This is a genomic window from Streptomyces boninensis, from assembly GCF_048572725.1.
In the GTDB taxonomy this organism is placed as follows: domain Bacteria; phylum Actinomycetota; class Actinomycetes; order Streptomycetales; family Streptomycetaceae; genus Streptomyces; species Streptomyces boninensis.
In genome coordinates this window covers 5,997,442-6,013,133 of sequence record NZ_CP183837.1, presented here as the reverse complement: position 1 = coordinate 6,013,133, position 15,692 = coordinate 5,997,442, and the positions used below count along the sequence as shown (strand labels likewise).

At 70.2% G+C, this 15,692-nt stretch carries 13 protein-coding genes; 2 read left to right on the top strand and 11 right to left on the bottom strand.

The window, feature by feature from the left end:
• Positions 1 to 26 precede the first annotated feature (26 nt).
• The 11 genes from ACNNMR_RS27600 to ACNNMR_RS27550 all read right to left on the bottom strand — a co-directional run bounded on the left by ACNNMR_RS27600 (position 27) and on the right by ACNNMR_RS27550 (position 13,101).
• Positions 27 to 458: a cytidine deaminase gene (locus ACNNMR_RS27600; RefSeq protein ID WP_419997375.1), complete on the bottom strand. Its 432-nt coding sequence runs from the start codon at positions 456 to 458 to the stop codon at positions 27 to 29.
• The gene (locus ACNNMR_RS27595) at positions 455 to 1,717 is read right to left on the bottom strand and encodes an ABC transporter permease (RefSeq protein WP_419997374.1); all 1,263 of its coding nucleotides are present in this window, start codon (positions 1,715 to 1,717) and stop codon (positions 455 to 457) included. The genes ACNNMR_RS27600 and ACNNMR_RS27595 overlap by 4 nt, the downstream gene beginning before the upstream one ends.
• The gene (locus tag ACNNMR_RS27590) at positions 1,714 to 2,829 is read right to left on the bottom strand and encodes an ABC transporter permease (protein WP_419997373.1); all 1,116 of its coding nucleotides are present in this window, start codon (positions 2,827 to 2,829) and stop codon (positions 1,714 to 1,716) included. The genes ACNNMR_RS27595 and ACNNMR_RS27590 overlap by 4 nt, the downstream gene beginning before the upstream one ends.
• A complete protein-coding gene (locus ACNNMR_RS27585) occupies positions 2,826 to 4,484 on the bottom strand; it encodes an ABC transporter ATP-binding protein (protein WP_420000490.1) in 1,659 nt (552 codons plus the stop codon). Before ACNNMR_RS27585 ends, ACNNMR_RS27590 begins: the two co-directional genes overlap by 4 nt.
• 139 nt (positions 4,485 to 4,623) lie before the next feature.
• On the bottom strand, positions 4,624 to 5,688 hold the full coding sequence (locus ACNNMR_RS27580; RefSeq protein ID WP_419997372.1) for a BMP family lipoprotein: 1,065 nt from the start codon (positions 5,686 to 5,688) through the stop codon (positions 4,624 to 4,626).
• 203 nt (positions 5,689 to 5,891) lie between these two features.
• The gene (locus ACNNMR_RS27575) at positions 5,892 to 6,950 is read right to left on the bottom strand and encodes a BMP family lipoprotein (protein ID WP_419997371.1); all 1,059 of its coding nucleotides are present in this window, start codon (positions 6,948 to 6,950) and stop codon (positions 5,892 to 5,894) included.
• An 89-nt stretch (positions 6,951 to 7,039) separates the two neighbouring features.
• Positions 7,040 to 8,287: an amidohydrolase gene (locus ACNNMR_RS27570; RefSeq protein ID WP_420000489.1), complete on the bottom strand. Its 1,248-nt coding sequence runs from the start codon at positions 8,285 to 8,287 to the stop codon at positions 7,040 to 7,042.
• A gap of 116 nt (positions 8,288 to 8,403) precedes the next feature.
• Positions 8,404 to 9,480 carry a hypothetical protein gene (locus ACNNMR_RS27565; RefSeq protein ID WP_419997370.1) on the bottom strand — a complete coding sequence of 359 codons (1,077 nt, stop codon included), beginning with the start codon at positions 9,478 to 9,480 and terminating at the stop codon, positions 8,404 to 8,406.
• Positions 9,477 to 10,415: an N-acetylneuraminate synthase family protein gene (locus tag ACNNMR_RS27560; protein WP_419997369.1), complete on the bottom strand. Its 939-nt coding sequence runs from the start codon at positions 10,413 to 10,415 to the stop codon at positions 9,477 to 9,479. Before ACNNMR_RS27560 ends, ACNNMR_RS27565 begins: the two co-directional genes overlap by 4 nt.
• Positions 10,416 to 10,432: 17 nt before the next feature.
• On the bottom strand, positions 10,433 to 11,755 hold the full coding sequence (locus ACNNMR_RS27555) for a cytidylyltransferase domain-containing protein (RefSeq protein WP_419997368.1): 1,323 nt from the start codon (positions 11,753 to 11,755) through the stop codon (positions 10,433 to 10,435).
• A 38-nt stretch (positions 11,756 to 11,793) separates the two neighbouring features.
• Positions 11,794 to 13,101 carry a DUF6716 putative glycosyltransferase gene (locus tag ACNNMR_RS27550; RefSeq protein WP_420000488.1) on the bottom strand — a complete coding sequence of 436 codons (1,308 nt, stop codon included), beginning with the start codon at positions 13,099 to 13,101 and terminating at the stop codon, positions 11,794 to 11,796.
• A 235-nt stretch (positions 13,102 to 13,336) separates the two neighbouring features.
• Here ACNNMR_RS27550 and ACNNMR_RS27545 point away from each other — a divergent pair, with 235 nt between their 5' ends.
• Complete coding sequence (locus ACNNMR_RS27545; RefSeq protein ID WP_419997367.1) at positions 13,337 to 14,317, top strand: glycosyltransferase family 2 protein; 981 nt, start codon at positions 13,337 to 13,339, stop codon at positions 14,315 to 14,317.
• On the top strand, positions 14,314 to 15,669 hold the full coding sequence (locus ACNNMR_RS27540; RefSeq protein WP_419997366.1) for a polysialyltransferase family glycosyltransferase: 1,356 nt from the start codon (positions 14,314 to 14,316) through the stop codon (positions 15,667 to 15,669). The genes ACNNMR_RS27545 and ACNNMR_RS27540 overlap by 4 nt, the downstream gene beginning before the upstream one ends.
• The last annotated feature ends 23 nt before the right edge of the window (positions 15,670 to 15,692 follow it).

Sequence of the window (15,692 nt, the reverse complement as noted above, 5' to 3'; positions counted from 1 at the left end):
CCACGCGCTTCGTCAGCGCGAACGGCTCAGCGCTGCAGGTCCTCGGGACCGAACGCGTCCGGCAGGATCTCCGACATCGGCCGTACGCCGTGCGCCGTGTCGACCAGCAGGTCGGGGCCGCCGTGCTCCCACAGCAGCTGCCGACAGCGGCCGCACGGCATCAGCACCCGGCCGTCGGCGTCGCAGCAGGTGAACGCGGTGAGGCGGCCGCCCCCTGTCATCTGCAGCTGCGAGATCAGCCCGCACTCGGCGCACAGCGCCACGCCGTAGGCGGCGTTCTCCACATTGCAGCCGCTGACGATCCGGCCGTCCTCGGCGAACGCCGCCGCGCCGACCGGGAACTTCGAGTACGGGGCGTACGCCCGGGACATGGCAGCCCTGGCCGCCTCCCGCAGCGCGGTCCAGTCGACCGGCTGCGTCTCGGCCGGCGTCGCCGGCCGCGTCCCCGGCTCCGTCATCCGCCCTCCCCCTTGCGGTACGGGCGGCCGTTGGCCTTCGGCATCCGCAATCGCTGCGAGGACAGGGCCAGGACGAGCAGCGTCGTGATCGGCGCGGCCATCGCCACGAACTGGCTCGGCACCTCGTCGACCGCGAGATACCACCACAGCAGCAGCGCGGCGACGACGGCGCCGACCGCGGCCGGGACGTACTTCCTGCGGATCGCCTGCCACACGACCATGGCCGCCAGCAGCACGACGAGGAAGAGCAGCAGGGCGTGCACGTTCTCGCCGCCGGAGCGGACGTTGAGGCTGTCCGTATAGCCGAAGAGGAGCGCGCCGAGGGCCATGCCGCCGGGCATCCAGTTGCCGAAGATCATGGCGGCGAGGCCGATGTAGCCGCGGCCGCCGGTCTGGCCCTCCTGGTAGATGTTCGCGGCGACCTCGGAGAGGAAGACGCCGCCGAGCCCGGCCAGCGCGCCGGAGATGATCACGGCGATGTACTTGTACTTGTAGACGTTCACGCCGAGCGACTCGGCCGCGATCGGGCTCTCGCCGCAGGAGCGCAGCCGCAGGCCGAACGCGGTGCGCCACAGGATCCACCAGGTCAGCGGGACCAGCAGGATCGCGATGATGGTGAGCAGCGAGAGGTTGGTGACGAGGCCGCCGAGGAAGCCGGCGATATCGGAGATCAGGAACCAGTGTTTCCCGTTGAGGTCCTTCAGCCAGTCCGACAAGCCCGGCACCGTGATCGATTTGATCGGATCGATCGTCGGCGACTGCTTCGCGCTGCCGCCGGCCTCGGCGAAGGTGAACTTCGACAGGTACTTCGTGGCGCCGAGCGCCAGGATGTTGATCGCCACACCGGAGACGATGTGGTTCACGCCGAAGGTCACCGTGACGATCGCGTGCAGCAGGCCGCCGAGCGCGCCGCCGATGAGGCCCATCAGCACGCCGGTCCACGGCCCCCACTGATAGCCGGCCCAGGCGCCGAACCAGGTGCCGAGGATCATCATGCCCTCGAGCCCGATGTTGATCACACCGGCCCGCTCGGCCCACAGCCCGCCGAGCCCGGCGAGGCCGATCGGCACCGCGAGCCGCAGCGCGCCGGAGACCTGGCCGACGGAGGTGATGTCGTGCGCACCGGTGATGAGGCGTACGGCGGAGGCGAGGGCGAGCGCACCCGCGATGATCAGCATGATCCACGGCAGCGAGAGCTTGCGGCGGGTCGGGCGGCCGGGCTGCGGCGGGGTCTTCGTCGCTACGGTCGTGGCGCTCACACCGACACCTCCTCACGGTTGTTCTTGGCGGCGGCGGCGAGCTCCGCGCCCACCCTGCTCTGCTGGCGGCGCAGGCCGTAGCGGCGGACGGTCTCGTACGAGACGACCACCGAGATCACGATCAGGCCCTGCATGATCGTGGCGATCTCCTTCGGATAGCCCTCGTAGTCCAGCGACGTGGACGCCTTGTCGAGGAAGGCGATCAGCAGCGCGGCGAAGGCGATGCCGACGGGGTTGTTGCGGCCGAGCAGGGCGATGGTGATGCCGGTGAAGCCGATGCCGGTCGGGAAAGACTGGCTGTACGTGTGCGTCTCGCCGAGCAGGATCGGCATGCCGGCCAGGCCCGCGACCGCGCCCGAGATGAGCATCGAGGTGAGCACCATGCGCTTGGCGTCGACGCCGCTCGCGGCGGCGGCGGACTCGCTGGCGCCGGTCGCCCGGAGGTCGAAGCCGAAGCGGGTGCGGCCCAGGACGAACCAGTAGACGATGCCGAGCGCGGCGGCCACGAAGGTGAAGCCGTAGACGTCGCCCGCCAGGTCGTTGACCTTCAGCCCGGGGAACCAGCCGGACTCCGCGATCTCGCCGGTCGTCAGGTTGTTGCTGCCCTCGGGCTGCACGCCGAACTGGGCGGGGAGGGTGAGCCAGGCGATCAGGCTGGTGGCGATGGCGTTGAGCATGATGGTCGAGACGACCTCGCTCACGCCGCGGGTCGTCTTCAGGATGCCCGCGATGCCCGCCCAGAAGGCGCCGACGAGCATCGCCGTGACGACGATGACGAAGATGTGCAGCGGCCCGGGCAGCGTGACCTTCGCGCCGACGAGCGCGGAGACCATCGCGGCGAGGCGGTACTGGCCGTCGACGCCGATGTTGAAGAGGTTCATCCGGAAGCCGATCGCCACCGCGAGGGCCGCCAGGTAGTACGTGCCCCACTGGTTGACGATCAGGACCTGGATGTCGACGTTCTGGGCGTAGTCGATCATCAGCTTGAACGGCTCGAACGGGCTCTTGCCCGAGGCGAGCAGCACGATCGCGCTGAGCAGGACCGCGACGAGGAGGGCGAGGGCGGGGCCCGCTACCGCGAGCAGCAGCCGCTCTTTGTCAAAACGCTTCATCGGGCCTCGTCCTCCGGGTCCTGCGTATCCTGCGTAGCCTCCGTGTGCTCCAGGTGTCCGCTGGCCGCGCCCGTCATCGCCGAGCCCAGCTCCTCCGGCGTCACCGTCGCCGGGTCGGCATCAGCGACCAGACTGCCGCGGTAGATCACCCGCAACGTGTCGGACAGGCCGATCAGCTCATCCAGGTCCGCCGAGATCAGCAGCACCGCCATGCCCTCGCGCCGGGCCTCGCGGATCTGATCCCAGATCGCGGCCTGCGCGCCGACGTCCACGCCGCGGGTGGGGTGGGCGGCGATGAGCAGCTTCGGCTCGTGGCTCATCTCGCGGCCGATGATCAGCTTCTGCTGATTGCCGCCGGAGAGCGAGCCGGCCGTGACGTCGATGCCGGGCGTACGGACGTCATAGTCCGCGACGATCCGCTCGGTGTCGGCGCGCGCGGCCTTGATGTCGAGGAGGACACCCCGGGAGTTGGGCTTCTCGGTGACGTGGCCGAGGATCCGGTTCTCCCACAGCGGGGCGTTGAGCAGCATGCCGTGGCGGTGCCGGTCCTCGGGGATGTAGCCGAGCCCGGCGACGCGGCGCCTGCGGACCGGCCAGGAGGAGACGTCCGTACCGTCGAGGACGACGACGCCGGAGTCGGGCTTGCGCATGCCGATGATCGCGTCGATCAGCTCGGTCTGGCCGTTGCCCTCCACGCCGGCGATGCCGAGGACCTCGCCCTTGCGGATGGTGAAGGTGATGCCGTCCAGGAGGAGGCGGCCCGCAGCGACGTGCTCCTCGATGATGTCCGTATCCGCGGTGGGCGCCTGGCCGCTGCTGCCGACCGTGTCGACCGCGGCGATGCCGCCGTCCTCGGCCAGGGTCAGCTCCTTGACCTCCAGCATCGGTACGTCCGTCACCGTCGACTCGCGGGTCTCCGGGGTCGGCAGCTCGCTGCCCACCATCAGCTCGGCGAGCTGCTTGCGGGTGACGTCGGCGGGCTTGACCGTGTCGACCGTCGTACCGCGCCGGATGACGGTGATGTCGTCGGCGACGCTCAGCACCTCGCCGAGCTTGTGCGAGATGAAGATGACGGTGAGGCCCTCGGACTTCAGCTCCCGCAGGTTGTCGAAGAGCGCGTCGACCTCCTGCGGCACGAGGACCGCGGTCGGCTCGTCGAGGATCAGCGTGCGGGCGCCGCGATAGAGGACCTTGAGGATCTCCACGCGCTGCCGGTCGGCGACGCCGAGGTCCTCGAGGAGGACGTCGGGCCGGACGTTCAGGTGGTACGCGTCCGAGATCTCGGCGATCTTCCGCCGGGCCGCGCCGCCGATGCCGTGCAGCTTCTCGGCGCCGAGGACGACGTTCTCCAGCACGGTGAGGTTGTCGGCCAGCATGAAGTGCTGGTGCACCATGCCGATGCCGTGCGCGATGGCGTCCGCCGGACCGGCGAAGGTCACGGTCTCGCCGTCGACCGCGATGGTGCCCTCGTCCGGCTTGTGCATGCCGTAGAGGGTCTTCATCAGCGTCGACTTTCCGGCGCCGTTCTCCCCGACGATCGCGTGGACGGTGCCCTTGGCCACGGCGATGTGGATGTCGTGGTTGGCGACGACGCCGGGGAAGCGCTTGGTGATGCCCGCGAGCTCGACGGCTGCGGGAGGACTGGACGCGTTGATGGCGACTCTCCTGGGGGAAAAGGAGGTTCGGGGCTGCCTGCGACGGTAGTCGCAGGGGGGAGATGCTACGCGCGTAGCACCCCGAGATCCACAGCGGGCGCACCCGGATGCATGGTGGGCGCGCCCGCTGCTGCGTATGTTACGGCTTGTCCTTGACGGTGATCTTGCCGGAGTCGATGTCCGACTTGGCCTTGTCCACCGCCTTCACGACGTCCGTCATCTTCTGGTACGCGGGGTTGGTGTCGGTCAGCGCGACGCCGCCCTGCTTGAGGTCGTAGCGGACCTCGCCGGACTGCGGCTTGCCGTCCTTCACCGACTTGATGAGGTTGAAGACCGCGCCGGAGACGTTCTTGGTGGCCGAGGTGAGGATCTTGTCCTTGTACTGGGCCAGGGTCTTCTGCTGGTACTGGTCGGAGTCGACGCCGATCGCCCACTTGCCGGCGCCGGCGGTGGCCTCGATGACGCCGGTGCCCGCGCCGCCGGCCGCGTGGTAGATCACGTCGGCCTTCTGGTCAAGCTGACCCTGGGCCGCGTCCTTGCCGAGGTCCGGCTTGGAGAACCCGGTCATGTCCGGCGGCTGGGTCAGGTACTTCTTGACGACCTTGACCTTGGAGTCGGTGTCCTTCACGCCCTGGACGTAACCGGCCTCGAACTTCTTGATCAGGGTGGTTTCGACGCCGCCGACGAAGCCGACGGTGTTGGTCTTGGTGGCCTTCGCGGCGGCGACGCCGGCGAGGTACGAGGCCTGCTCTTCGTGGAAGAGCATGTTGGCGACGTTCTTGCCCTTGGCCTCGGCGTCGTCGACGATCCCGAAGGTGGTCTTCGGGAACTTCTTGGACACATCCGCGATCGCCTTGGAGTAGACGAACCCGACGCCGATCACCGGGTTGTGGCCCGCACGGGCCAGCTCGGTGAGGCGCTGCACCTTGTCGGCGTCCGACTCACCCTCGGTGGGCTCGAAGAACTTGCCCTTGTCCCCGAGCTCCTTCTTGGCCCGCTGCAGACCGGCATAGGCGGCGTCGTTGAACGACTGGTCGCCACGGCCGCCGATGTCGAAGGCGAGCGCGACACCCTTGCCGCCGCCCTTCCCGCCTTCCTTGCCGCCACTGCCGGACGTGCTGGAGCTGTCGCCGCAGCCGGCTGCGGTCACTGCGAGCGCCGCGGCAGCGGTGGCCGCGACGGCTATGTGGGTTATGCGACGCAAGAGAGGCTTCCCTTCTCCCTCGAAAGCGCCCCTACCGGCGCTGGCTTCGCGGCATAGTAACGCGCGTAGACCCGCGTGCAGAGGGGCCGGACCTGGCGTTATCGGATCGTCGCGAAAGTTGCGACCCGATGTAACACGCCAAACAGGTCCCACGGTTCCGGCTTGCGGAAACCGTGGGACCTGAGGTCCGTGCGCGCCCCTTGCTACGGCGTCGTGCTTACCTTGATCGAGCCGTCTTCGATCTTCTTCTTGGCCTCGTCGACGGCCTTTACCGCGTCTGTCATCTTCTTGAAGGCCGGGTTGGACATGGAGAGGCCTACGCCGCCGTCCTTGAGGTCGTAGCGGATGACGCCGGACTGGGGCTTGCCGTCCTGGACGGACTTGATGAGGTTGAAGACCGCGCCTTCGGCGTCCTTCGTGGCGGATGTGAGGATTTTGTCCTTGTATTTGGCGAGGGCCTTCTGCTTGTACTGGTCGGCGTCGGCGCCGATGGCCCACTTTCCGGCGTCGGCGGTTTCCTGGATGACGCCATTGCCGGCGCCGCCGGCCGCGTGGAAGATGACGTCGGCGCCCTGGTCGAGCTGGCCGTTCGCGGCGTCCTTGCCGAGGTCGGGCTTGCTGAAGCCGCCCATGTCCGGGGGCTGGGTCAGGTACTTCTTGACCACCTTCACCGACGGGTCGGTGTCCTTGACGCCCTGGCTGTAACCGGCGTCGAACTTCTTGATCAGGGAGGTCTCCACGCCGCCCACGAAGCCGACCGTCTTGCTCTTGGTCGTCTTGGCCGCCGCGACACCCGCCAGGTATGAGGACTGCTCCTCCGTGAAGACCATGTTCGCCACGTTCTTCGCCTTTACCGAGGCGTCGTCGACGATGCCGAAGGTGGTCTTCGGGGACTTTGCCGAGGCTTCCTTCACCGCGGGCGCGTTCGCGAAGCCGACCGCCACCACCGGGTTGTAGCCCTGCCGCGCCAGCTCCGTGAGGCGTTGCGCCTTGTCGGCATCCGACTCGCCGTCCGTCGGCTCGACGTCCTGGACCTCGATGCCCAGTTCCTTCTTCGCCTTTTCCAGGCCCGCGTACGAGGCGTCGTTGAAGGACTGGTCGCCGCGGCCGCCCACGTCGTAGGCGAGCGCTGCCTTGATCTTCTTGTCGCCGTCGCCGCCGGAGCCCGATCCGGTGCTACTGCTGCTGCCGCACCCCGCGAGCGTGGTGACGACCGCCGCGGCCGTCATGCCCGCGAGTGCGATATGGGTAAGCCGCCGCACAAGGCCGCCCTTTCTGTCCGAAAAGCACCGTATAGGCGCGTTTCGGCGCAGCCTAGCCCGGCGGATGCACGGCCGCGCGGCGAGAGCGGTCAGCTCCGGCGGGCGGTGTCCAGGAGGGCGGCCTCGGTGAAGAGCTCCACGCCGACCTTGATCGCGGCCTCGTCCACGTCGAAGTCCCCCGCATGGAGATCGCGCGCGGCTCCGGTGTCACCCGGCGGACGGACACCCAGTCGGGCCATGGCCCCGGGGACCTGCTCCAGATACCAGGAGAAGTCCTCGCCGCCCAGGCTCTGCTCGGTGGGCTCGACCGCGCGCGAGCCGCGGCGGGCGGCCATGGCGTCCTGGAGGAGGTCGGTGGTGGCGGGCTCGTTCACCACCGGGGGCACGCCCTGGATGTAGCGGATGGACGACTTGGCGCGGTGCAGCGTGGCGACCTCGTCGATGGCGGCGTGCACCAGGTCGGGGGCGGCGCGCCAGGTGGCGAGGTCGAGGCAGCGGACGGTGCCGGAGAGCTCGGCGTGCTGCGGGATGACGTTGGGGGCGTGGCCCGCTTCGATACGGCCCCAGGTGACGGCCAGGCCCGAGCGGGTGTCGACGCGGCGGGCCAGGACGGCGGGGACGTCCGTGACCACCCGCGCCGCCGCCGTGACCAGGTCCGTCGTCAGATGCGGGCGCGCCGTGTGGCCGCCGGCGCCGTCGAGGGAGACCTCCAGGCGGTCGCAGGCGGAGGTGATCGGGCCCGTACGAAGACCGATCCGGCCGGCCTCGACCCGCGGGTCGCAGTGCAGCCCGATCATCCGGCCGACGCCGTCCAGCACGCCCACCTCGATCAGGTCGGTGGCGCCGCCGGGCAGCACCTCCTCGGCGGGCTGGAAGATCAGCCGTACCGGCCGCGGGAGCGTCCCCGCGCGCGCCATCTCCGCCAGGACCAGCCCGGCGCCGAGCACCACCGTGGTGTGCACGTCATGGCCGCAGGCGTGGGCGCGGTCGGCGAAGGTCGAGCGATACGGGACGGTCTTGGTGTCGGGGATCGGCAGCGCGTCGATGTCCGCGCGCAGCGCCAGCATCGGGCGGGGGCCGTCGGCGGCCGACCAGGCGCCGTTCTTCGTACCGATGTCGCAGATGAGGCCCGTGCCGGCCGGGAGTACGCGCGGAGCCAGACCCGCCTTCTCCAGGCGGTTCTTGATGACCGTGGTGGTACGGAACTCCTGATTGCCGAGCTCCGGGTGCCGGTGCAAGTCACGGCGGAAGTCGATGAGTTCGGCGCGCAGCACATCAGGCAGCGCGCCGGGCGCTGGCGCGTCGGCGGCTGCCTCCGGGTCGGTCTCGGGCGACATCAAGTAGCTCACCCTGGAAAGCGTACGGGGCTTCGAGGGGCAACTGGTGCACGATCAACAAAGATTCAGCCTGTTGGGGGTTAACGCGCTAGCGAGATGGGTATGCTGCGCTACCTTTATGCAGTTGCGGCCGGGATGGACAGTTGTACGGCACTAGCCCCACCGTTCTGTTCCGCCGTCCCCGCCACCGTGGAGAGGAAGCCGTGCGCCCGCGGTGAGGCTCCCACGGTCAGCCACTCCTCGGCCACCTGGCACACCGCCACCTGAACTCCGGTCCCCGCAAGGGCCAGCGGCAGCGTGTGCAGCACGGTCGAAGGGAAGCTGACGATCGTACGCCCGATGGGGCCGCGGCGCGCCACGATCTCCAGCGGGAGGTCGGGGCGGACGATCTCCAGACCGGTGCGCCGCGAGATCTCGCGGAGCTTGTCCTCCTTCTCCCTGCGGTGCGCGAAGTAGCGGGTGGCGCCGTGCGCACGGGCGAGGGTGGCGACCGCGTCCTGGTAGCAGCCGGGGTCCACGACACCCGTCTCCACCAGGGACGTTCCGACCAGGTCGCTCCCCCGGGTCAGCCGCGGCGGGCCGAACCTGGCGCGGGTCCAGGCGAATTCGTTCGCCGTGCACACCACGCCCTCCGGCGGCTCGACCGGCATCGAGGTGAAGACCTCGACCCGGCGCCCCCGGCCAGGGGTCAGACGGCGGCGCGCGGCACCCGACACGGGAGCGAAAGCGAGTGCACGCGCCCCGCCGCCACCGCGCCCGCTGCGGTGCCAGCGGACGAACCGCTCCCCCCTGGCCAGTTGTGCGACGAACTCCATCGTCGCCGTGCCGTCGTCGACGACCACGATGTCCTTGGCGCGGACGAGCGTCAGCAGCGTCTGCACGTACCGGGAGAACGGGTCGCCGAGCACGACGCGGCGCGCGGCGCGCAGCGGCCTGGCCAGGGCGGAGATGGTCTGCAGCGGCCCGCCGTGGCCGCTGGGGCCCGCGCCCCGCGCGTCCATCCAGCGGACCTCGAACCCCTCGTCCCGGGCCAGCGTCGCCATCCGGCGCAGCTGGCCACGGGACATGGGGTCGTGCGGCGGGAGAACGACGACCGTGAGCGGCGTCGTCTCTCCCCCCACGTACGCCCATTCCAGGACGTTCAGCAGCTGGACGGGGCTCTCGACCAGCGCCAGGGTGTCAGCAGCGGTCATACGCCGACCGGCTCCCGCTCGGCCCCGGCCTCGTCGGCCTCGGCCACGACGCCCTTGACCCGGCGGAGCTTCGCCATCGGCTTGAGCTCGGAGTCGTAGACCTTCTTGATGCCGTCGCCCAGCGACGCCTCGATGGTGCGGATGTCGCGCACCAGGCGGACCAGGCCCTGCGGCTCGACCGAGGCGGCCTGGTCGGAGCCCCACATGGCGCGGTCGAGGGTGATGTGCCGCTCGACGAAGACGGCGCCCAGCGCCACCGCGGCGAGGGTGGTCTGCAGGCCCGTCTCGTGGCCCGAGTAGCCGATCGGGACGTTCGGGAACTCGGCCTGCAGGGTGTGGATCATGCGGAGGTTGAGCTCCTCCGCCTTCGCCGGGTAGGTGGAGGTGGCGTGGCAGAGGACGATGTTCTCGGAGCCGAGGACCTCGACCGCGTGCCGGATCTGCTTCGGCGTCGACATGCCGGTGGAGAGGATGACGCTCCGGCCCGTCTCGCGCAGGCGGCGGAGCAGGTCGTCGTCCGTGAGGGAGGCCGAAGCCACCTTGTGGGCCGGGACGTCGAACTTCTCCAGGAAGGCGACGGCCTCCTCGTCCCACGGGGAGGCGAACCAGGAGATGCCGGCCTTCTTGCAGTACGAGTCGATGGCCTGGTACTCGTCCTCGCCGAACTCCACCCGGTGCCGGTAGTCGATGTAGCTCATCCGGCCCCAGGGGGTGTCGCGCATGATGTCCCACTGGTCGCGCGGGGTGCAGATCTCCGGGGTGCGCTTCTGGAACTTCACCGCGTCGCAGCCCGCTTCGGCGGCCGCGTCGATCAGCTTGTAGGCGTTCTCGAGGTCGCCGTTGTGGTTGATGCCGATCTCGCCGGTGACGTACACCGGGCGGCCGGGGCCGACTACGCGGTCGCCGAGGGCGCGGAAACGCTGGGGGGTGGTCATAAGTCCAGTTCCTTTGTTCAGTGGGTGGTGCTGTGGGGGACAGAAGCCGGGCCGGCCAGGGACGGGCCGAGCAGCCATGAGGCGATCTCACGGATCGCCCCGCTGCCCCCCGGTGTGGTGGTCACGGCGCGGGCTGCGCCGCGGACCACGGCATGGGCGCCGGCGACCGCGACGGGCCAGCCGACGAGGCCGAAGCAGGGCAGGTCGTTCACGTCGTTGCCGACGTACAGCACGCGCTCGGGTGCGATGTCCTGCTCCTCGCACCACTTCTTGAGCGCCTCGTCCTTGCGGTCGATGCCGTGCAGCACGGGGATCCGCAGCTTGCGGGCCCGGGCCGCGACGACCGGGTTGACCTCGGTGGACAGGATCAGCAGCGACATCTCCGCCTTGCGCAGAGCGGCGATGCCGAGCCCGTCACCGCGGTGGACGGACACGTATTCGCGGCCGTCCTGATCGACCAGCACCCGGTCGTCGGTCTGGGTGCCGTCGAAGTCGAGGACCACGGCGTCGATGTCGTCCCACCGGGGCAGGGCGGTCTCGTCGCGGCGGTCGAGGAGGGGCGCCAGGGCCTGGGCGCGGTGCAGGTCGTGCGGGTCGTCGATCTCCAGGACGCGGGCGGGGTCGGTGCGCACCGGGGCCGTACGGCCGAAGAAGCGGTGCTTGTGCTCGCGGAAGCCGTCGGCGCGCATCCCGTACGCGGCGCCGGTCTCCAGGAGGTCCTGCGGCCGGTCCTGGCGGCGGGGGCGGCGGGACTTGTCGTGGTTGACGCCGTAGCCGTTGGCGCGGGTGGCGGTCTCGGTGACGGTGGCGGCCGGGGCGCCTTCCTTGAGGACCGTCGTTTGCGTACGGGCCTCGGCCGGCGGCTCGTCCGCCTCGTCGCGCCATACGAAGCCGTGGAAGGGCGCGACCGTGAGGGCCGTATCCGCGCCGTCCTCCAGGATCGCTCCCGCCACCCCGTCCACGTCCTCCGACGTCAGGAACGGGCTGGTGCACTGCGCGAAGACCACGACGTCCGTCTGCTTGCCGGTGAGCGCCTCGAAGGCGTCCATCGCGTGCAGCACCGCCGCCTCGCTGGTGGCCGTGTCGCCCGCGATCGCCGGGGGCCGCTGCACCACCTGGGCGCCCGCGCCGCGGCCGGCGGCCGCGATGGCCGGGTCGTCGGTGGAGACCACCACGTCGGTGACCAGCCCCGCGTCCCGGCAGGCCCGCACCGCGCGGGCCACCAGGGGGACGCCGCCGACCTCGGCGAGGTTCTTGCCCGGCACCCCCTTGGAGCCGCCGCGGGCGGGGATGACGGCGAGGACGGTGGGCGGGGCTTCTGACGGATGCGGCGGAGTCATCGGGGTCTCCTCGTTCCTGGTGGGGGGTGGTACGTGAGTCACAGCGCCCCCAAGCGGCGGATCAGCGGGGCGACCCGCTGGACGCCGCCGCGGTAGGCGCCGCGCGCGGCCCTGCGGACCACGTCGCGGCTTGCGCGGCGGAGCGCGGACTCGGTGGCGTCCGGCGCGGCGAAGGCGCCGGGAAGCGGGGCGCCGTCGGGGCCGAAGCCGTAGCGGGCCAGCAGCTTCGGTACGTAACCGGGGGCGCTGGAGGGCGTGTAGTACGGGGCGAGCGGCGGCAGCGCGTCCCGCCGTACGAGCCCTGCGACCCGGTCGCGGGCGGCGTCGAAGGCGCGCTCGTACTCCGCGTCGGAGGCGCCGGGCGTCACGCCCTGCCCGCGCACCCACTCCGCGTCCGGCTCCGGGACGTGCCCGGCGTCCAGGTCGTCCCAGGAGGCCAGCAGCCCGGAGCCGAGGAAGTGGTGGTTGCCGAGCACCTCCCGTACGCCCAGGTCGGTGAGGACCGCGGTCGGGACGCCGCGGTGCAGCGCCTCCAGCGCGGCCGTGGAGCTGACCGTGACCAGCAGGTCGGTGCGGTCGAGAACCCCGCCCATGTGCCCGTACGCGAGGCGGCAGTTGGCGGGCAGGCCGCCGGGGAGCTTCGCGGCGAGGCGCTGGTACGGCAGCTCCTCGATGTGCGTGGTGTGCTCGCCCGGGCGGGAGCGGAGCTTGATGAGGACCTCGCGGTCCGGGTGCTTCTTCGCGTGCGCCGCGGCGCGCTTAAGGAGGTGCAGCCGGTCGGCGCGGTTGTCAGGCACGGAGGGCTGGACGGCGAAGACGACGGTGTACGGGCGGTCCTCGGCCGACTCGGCGGGCTTGTACGGGGCGCCGCCGAGGAACGGCAGCGCGCACTCGGTGACGCTGCCGGAGGCGGCGCCGAGGCCCTCGTAGACCGCGCGGAAACGTTCCGCGTCATGGCGGCTGTTGGCCAGCACGAGGTCGGCGCCGTGCCGCAGCACGAGGCCGTCGGCGAGCTTCTCGTAGACGACGCCGACATAGCCGGTGACGAGCGCGGGGCGGCTCGCGTCGGCCGCGCAGGAGTACTTGAGGCCGTGCAGCAGCGCCTGCACGGCGCCGCCGACGCAGGCGAGGATCACCGCGTCGTAGCGGTCCCGGCGGGCTTCCCGTACGAACTCCGGCCCGGTGACCTCGCGCAGGAAGTCGGCCCGCAGGCCGACCTCATCGAGCTGGCGCACCGTCGGCGTGGCCCGGCCACGCAGCAGATACCCGCCGAGGGACCCGCCGGGAGCTATGCGGCGAGCCGTCGCCGCGCCCCATTTCCAGCGGGTGTCGGAATCTGCGATCACAGCCACGCGAAGATCCGCGCTGAGCTGCTGGTCCGAATCGGTGAGCACGACCTGAACGCTAGAAAGGCATTCCGCTTCCCGGCCCAACGCAACTACAACAACGGGTTAACAACACCCCGCCGTGAAGCGAATCGGCCCGCCCGGCAAGCGGGTTAACCACTCCGTCGCACTCCGTTCACCTTCGCTTCCGAGGGAAGTCAGAAGCGAAGCCGCCCCGGCTTCTAAAGTCGCCTCCGTGGTTAAGCTCTCCGTCATCGTGCCGTTCTACAACGTCCAGTCGTATGCGCCGGACACTCTTCGGAGCCTTCGCGCAAATGCTCGGGAGGACTTCGAATTCATTCTCGTAGACGACTGCTCCAGGGACGCGACTCCCGAGATCCTGGAGCAGGCCACCCGCGAGCTGCCCGGGGCCGTTTTCGTACGGCACGAGCGCAACGGCGGCCTGGCCACGGCCCGCAATACGGGCATTGACGCCGCAACCGGTGAATACCTCACCTTCCTCGACGGGGACGACTGGGTGGCGCCCGGGTACTACCGGCAGCTGGTGGCCTCGATCGAGGGGCTGAGCTGCGACTTCGTCCGCACCGACCATGTGCAGTTCACCGGGAAGAAGCGCACGGTCGGCCGCGTCCCGCACGGGCTGCGCGACATCGTGATGAAGCCGCGCGACGCGATCCTGCCCGCGGACCGGTCGACGTCGGTGGATTACGCGTACGCCTGGGCCGGCATCTATCACCGGCGGCTCGCGGAATCCGGCGTGCTGCGCTTCAAGGACGGGCTGCGTACGGCCGAGGACCGGCCGTGGATCTGGCGGCTGCACCGGGAGGCGGAGACCTTTGCGGTGAGCAGTCTTGCCGGGGTGTTCTACCGGCGCGGGGTCTCGTCGTCGCTGACTCAGATCGGTGATGTACGCCAGCTCGACTTCATCCGCGCATTCGACCAGGTGCTCGAAGAGACCGCCAAGGACCGGGACGCGGAACGGCTGCTGCCGAAGGCGGTACGCACCTATTGCGCGGTGATGGCGCACCATCTCGATTCCATCGAAAGGTTCGAACCCTCAGTGGCACGGAAATTGCGGACGCTGAGCGCGGCCGCCATGCGGCGCATGCCGCAGCGGCTCCTCGCGGAGACCCTCGACGCCCTCGGCGACAAGCGCGCGGCCCGGCTGCGCAGGGTGCGCAGGACGCACCCGGTGACGCTGGGGGTGGCGTCGTGACCACCCAACTCTTCGTCGCCTCTACGCAATACGCGCTGGCCACCGCTACCGCTGCGGTGCGGGCCGGGCTGTTCGGCGCGCGGGCTGACCACCGGCGCATTCTGGTGATCAGCAATACGACCAGCACGCCCGAGCTCAGCCCCTCGCTCGATCAGATGCCGGGCTTCGAGTCCATGCGTCCTGACTACGACGCGGTGCACTCCTGGAACGACTTCATTCGCCCCTTCCACCCCTCGGGCTGGACCCCGCGCGAGCAGGACGCGCAGATGTGGGAGCGGGCGCTGCGGCAGGAGTGGGGCCTCGGCGACGCCCCCATCGAGGTGATCTGCGAGTCGCTCCAGGTGCCGCCGGCGGCGGCGCTGGCGACGATCTTCTCGGACCGGCCGATGCATGTGTACGCGGACGGGCTGATGAGCTATGGCCCGACCCGTAACAAGATCGACCCGATGATCGGGTCACGGGTGCGGCGGCTGCTGTATCTGGACCTGGTGCCCGGCCTCACGCCCATGCTGCTGTCGGAGTTCGGGGCCGAGCCGGAGGTCGTGCCGGGCGAGGCGATGGCGGAGATACTGCGGGAGATCGAGGCTTCGGTGGCGCCTACGGAGGTGTCTTTCGCCGAGCCGCCGGTGCTCATCCTCGGGCAGTATCTGTCGGCGCTGGAGATCCTCACGGCCGAGGAAGAGGCCGAGATGCATGCGCGCATGGTGCGCGGCGCGGTCGCGCTCGGGCACCGGCAGATCTGCTTCAAGCCGCATCCGTCGGCGCCGGTGAGCTGGTCGCGGACGCTGGAGCGGGAGGCGGAGGCCGCCGGCGCGGAGCTCACCGTTCTGGATGAGCCGGTGCTGGCTGAGGTGCTGTATCAGCGGCTGAAGCCGGCGCTGGTGGTCGGGTGCTTCTCGACTGCGCTGATGACGGCGTCGCGGTTGTACGGACTGCCGGTGGCGCGGTACGGGACGAAGGCGCTGCTGGAGCGGATTACGCCGTATCAGAACAGCAATCGGATTCCGGTGACGCTGGTGGATGCGCTGTTGCCGGATCTTGAGGATGCGCGGGCCGTGCGGAAGTGGACGTTTCCGTCCGCGGAGTTCGCGCGTGGTGAGCTGACCGGGCTGGTCAATACGGTGGGCTTCGCGATGCAGTCGAAGATCTATCCGGAGCTGCGGCCGGCGGCTGAGCGGTGGCTGGCGGGGAATCTGTCGGCGCGGACGTGGCGGTATTTCAAGCGGCGGCGGCTTACGGCGCTGGGGTTGCCGGGGGCGGTGCCGCAACAGTTGGCGTTCATCCCGCGGAATCCGACGGTGCGCAGGCTTGCGCGGTCGGCGCGGCGCTTGCAGCGGGCGGCGCTGGGCTGACCCTGGCCCGCGCTGCGCGCGGA

What these genes read in the sequence shown, in the direction of transcription:
- ACNNMR_RS27565 (WP_419997370.1), bottom strand. Translation starts at nt 9,480, where the DNA reads ATGACCGCTGCTGACACCCTGGCGCTGGTCGAGAGCCCCGTCCAGCTG.
- ACNNMR_RS27590 (WP_419997373.1), bottom strand. Translation starts at nt 2,829, where the DNA reads ATGAAGCGTTTTGACAAAGAGCGGCTGCTGCTCGCGGTAGCGGGCCCC.
- ACNNMR_RS27600 (WP_419997375.1), bottom strand. Translation starts at nt 458, where the DNA reads ATGACGGAGCCGGGGACGCGGCCGGCGACGCCGGCCGAGACGCAGCCG.
- ACNNMR_RS27560 (WP_419997369.1), bottom strand. Translation starts at nt 10,415, where the DNA reads ATGACCACCCCCCAGCGTTTCCGCGCCCTCGGCGACCGCGTAGTCGGC.
- ACNNMR_RS27570 (WP_420000489.1), bottom strand. Translation starts at nt 8,287, where the DNA reads ATGTCGCCCGAGACCGACCCGGAGGCAGCCGCCGACGCGCCAGCGCCC.
- ACNNMR_RS27555 (WP_419997368.1), bottom strand. Translation starts at nt 11,755, where the DNA reads ATGACTCCGCCGCATCCGTCAGAAGCCCCGCCCACCGTCCTCGCCGTC.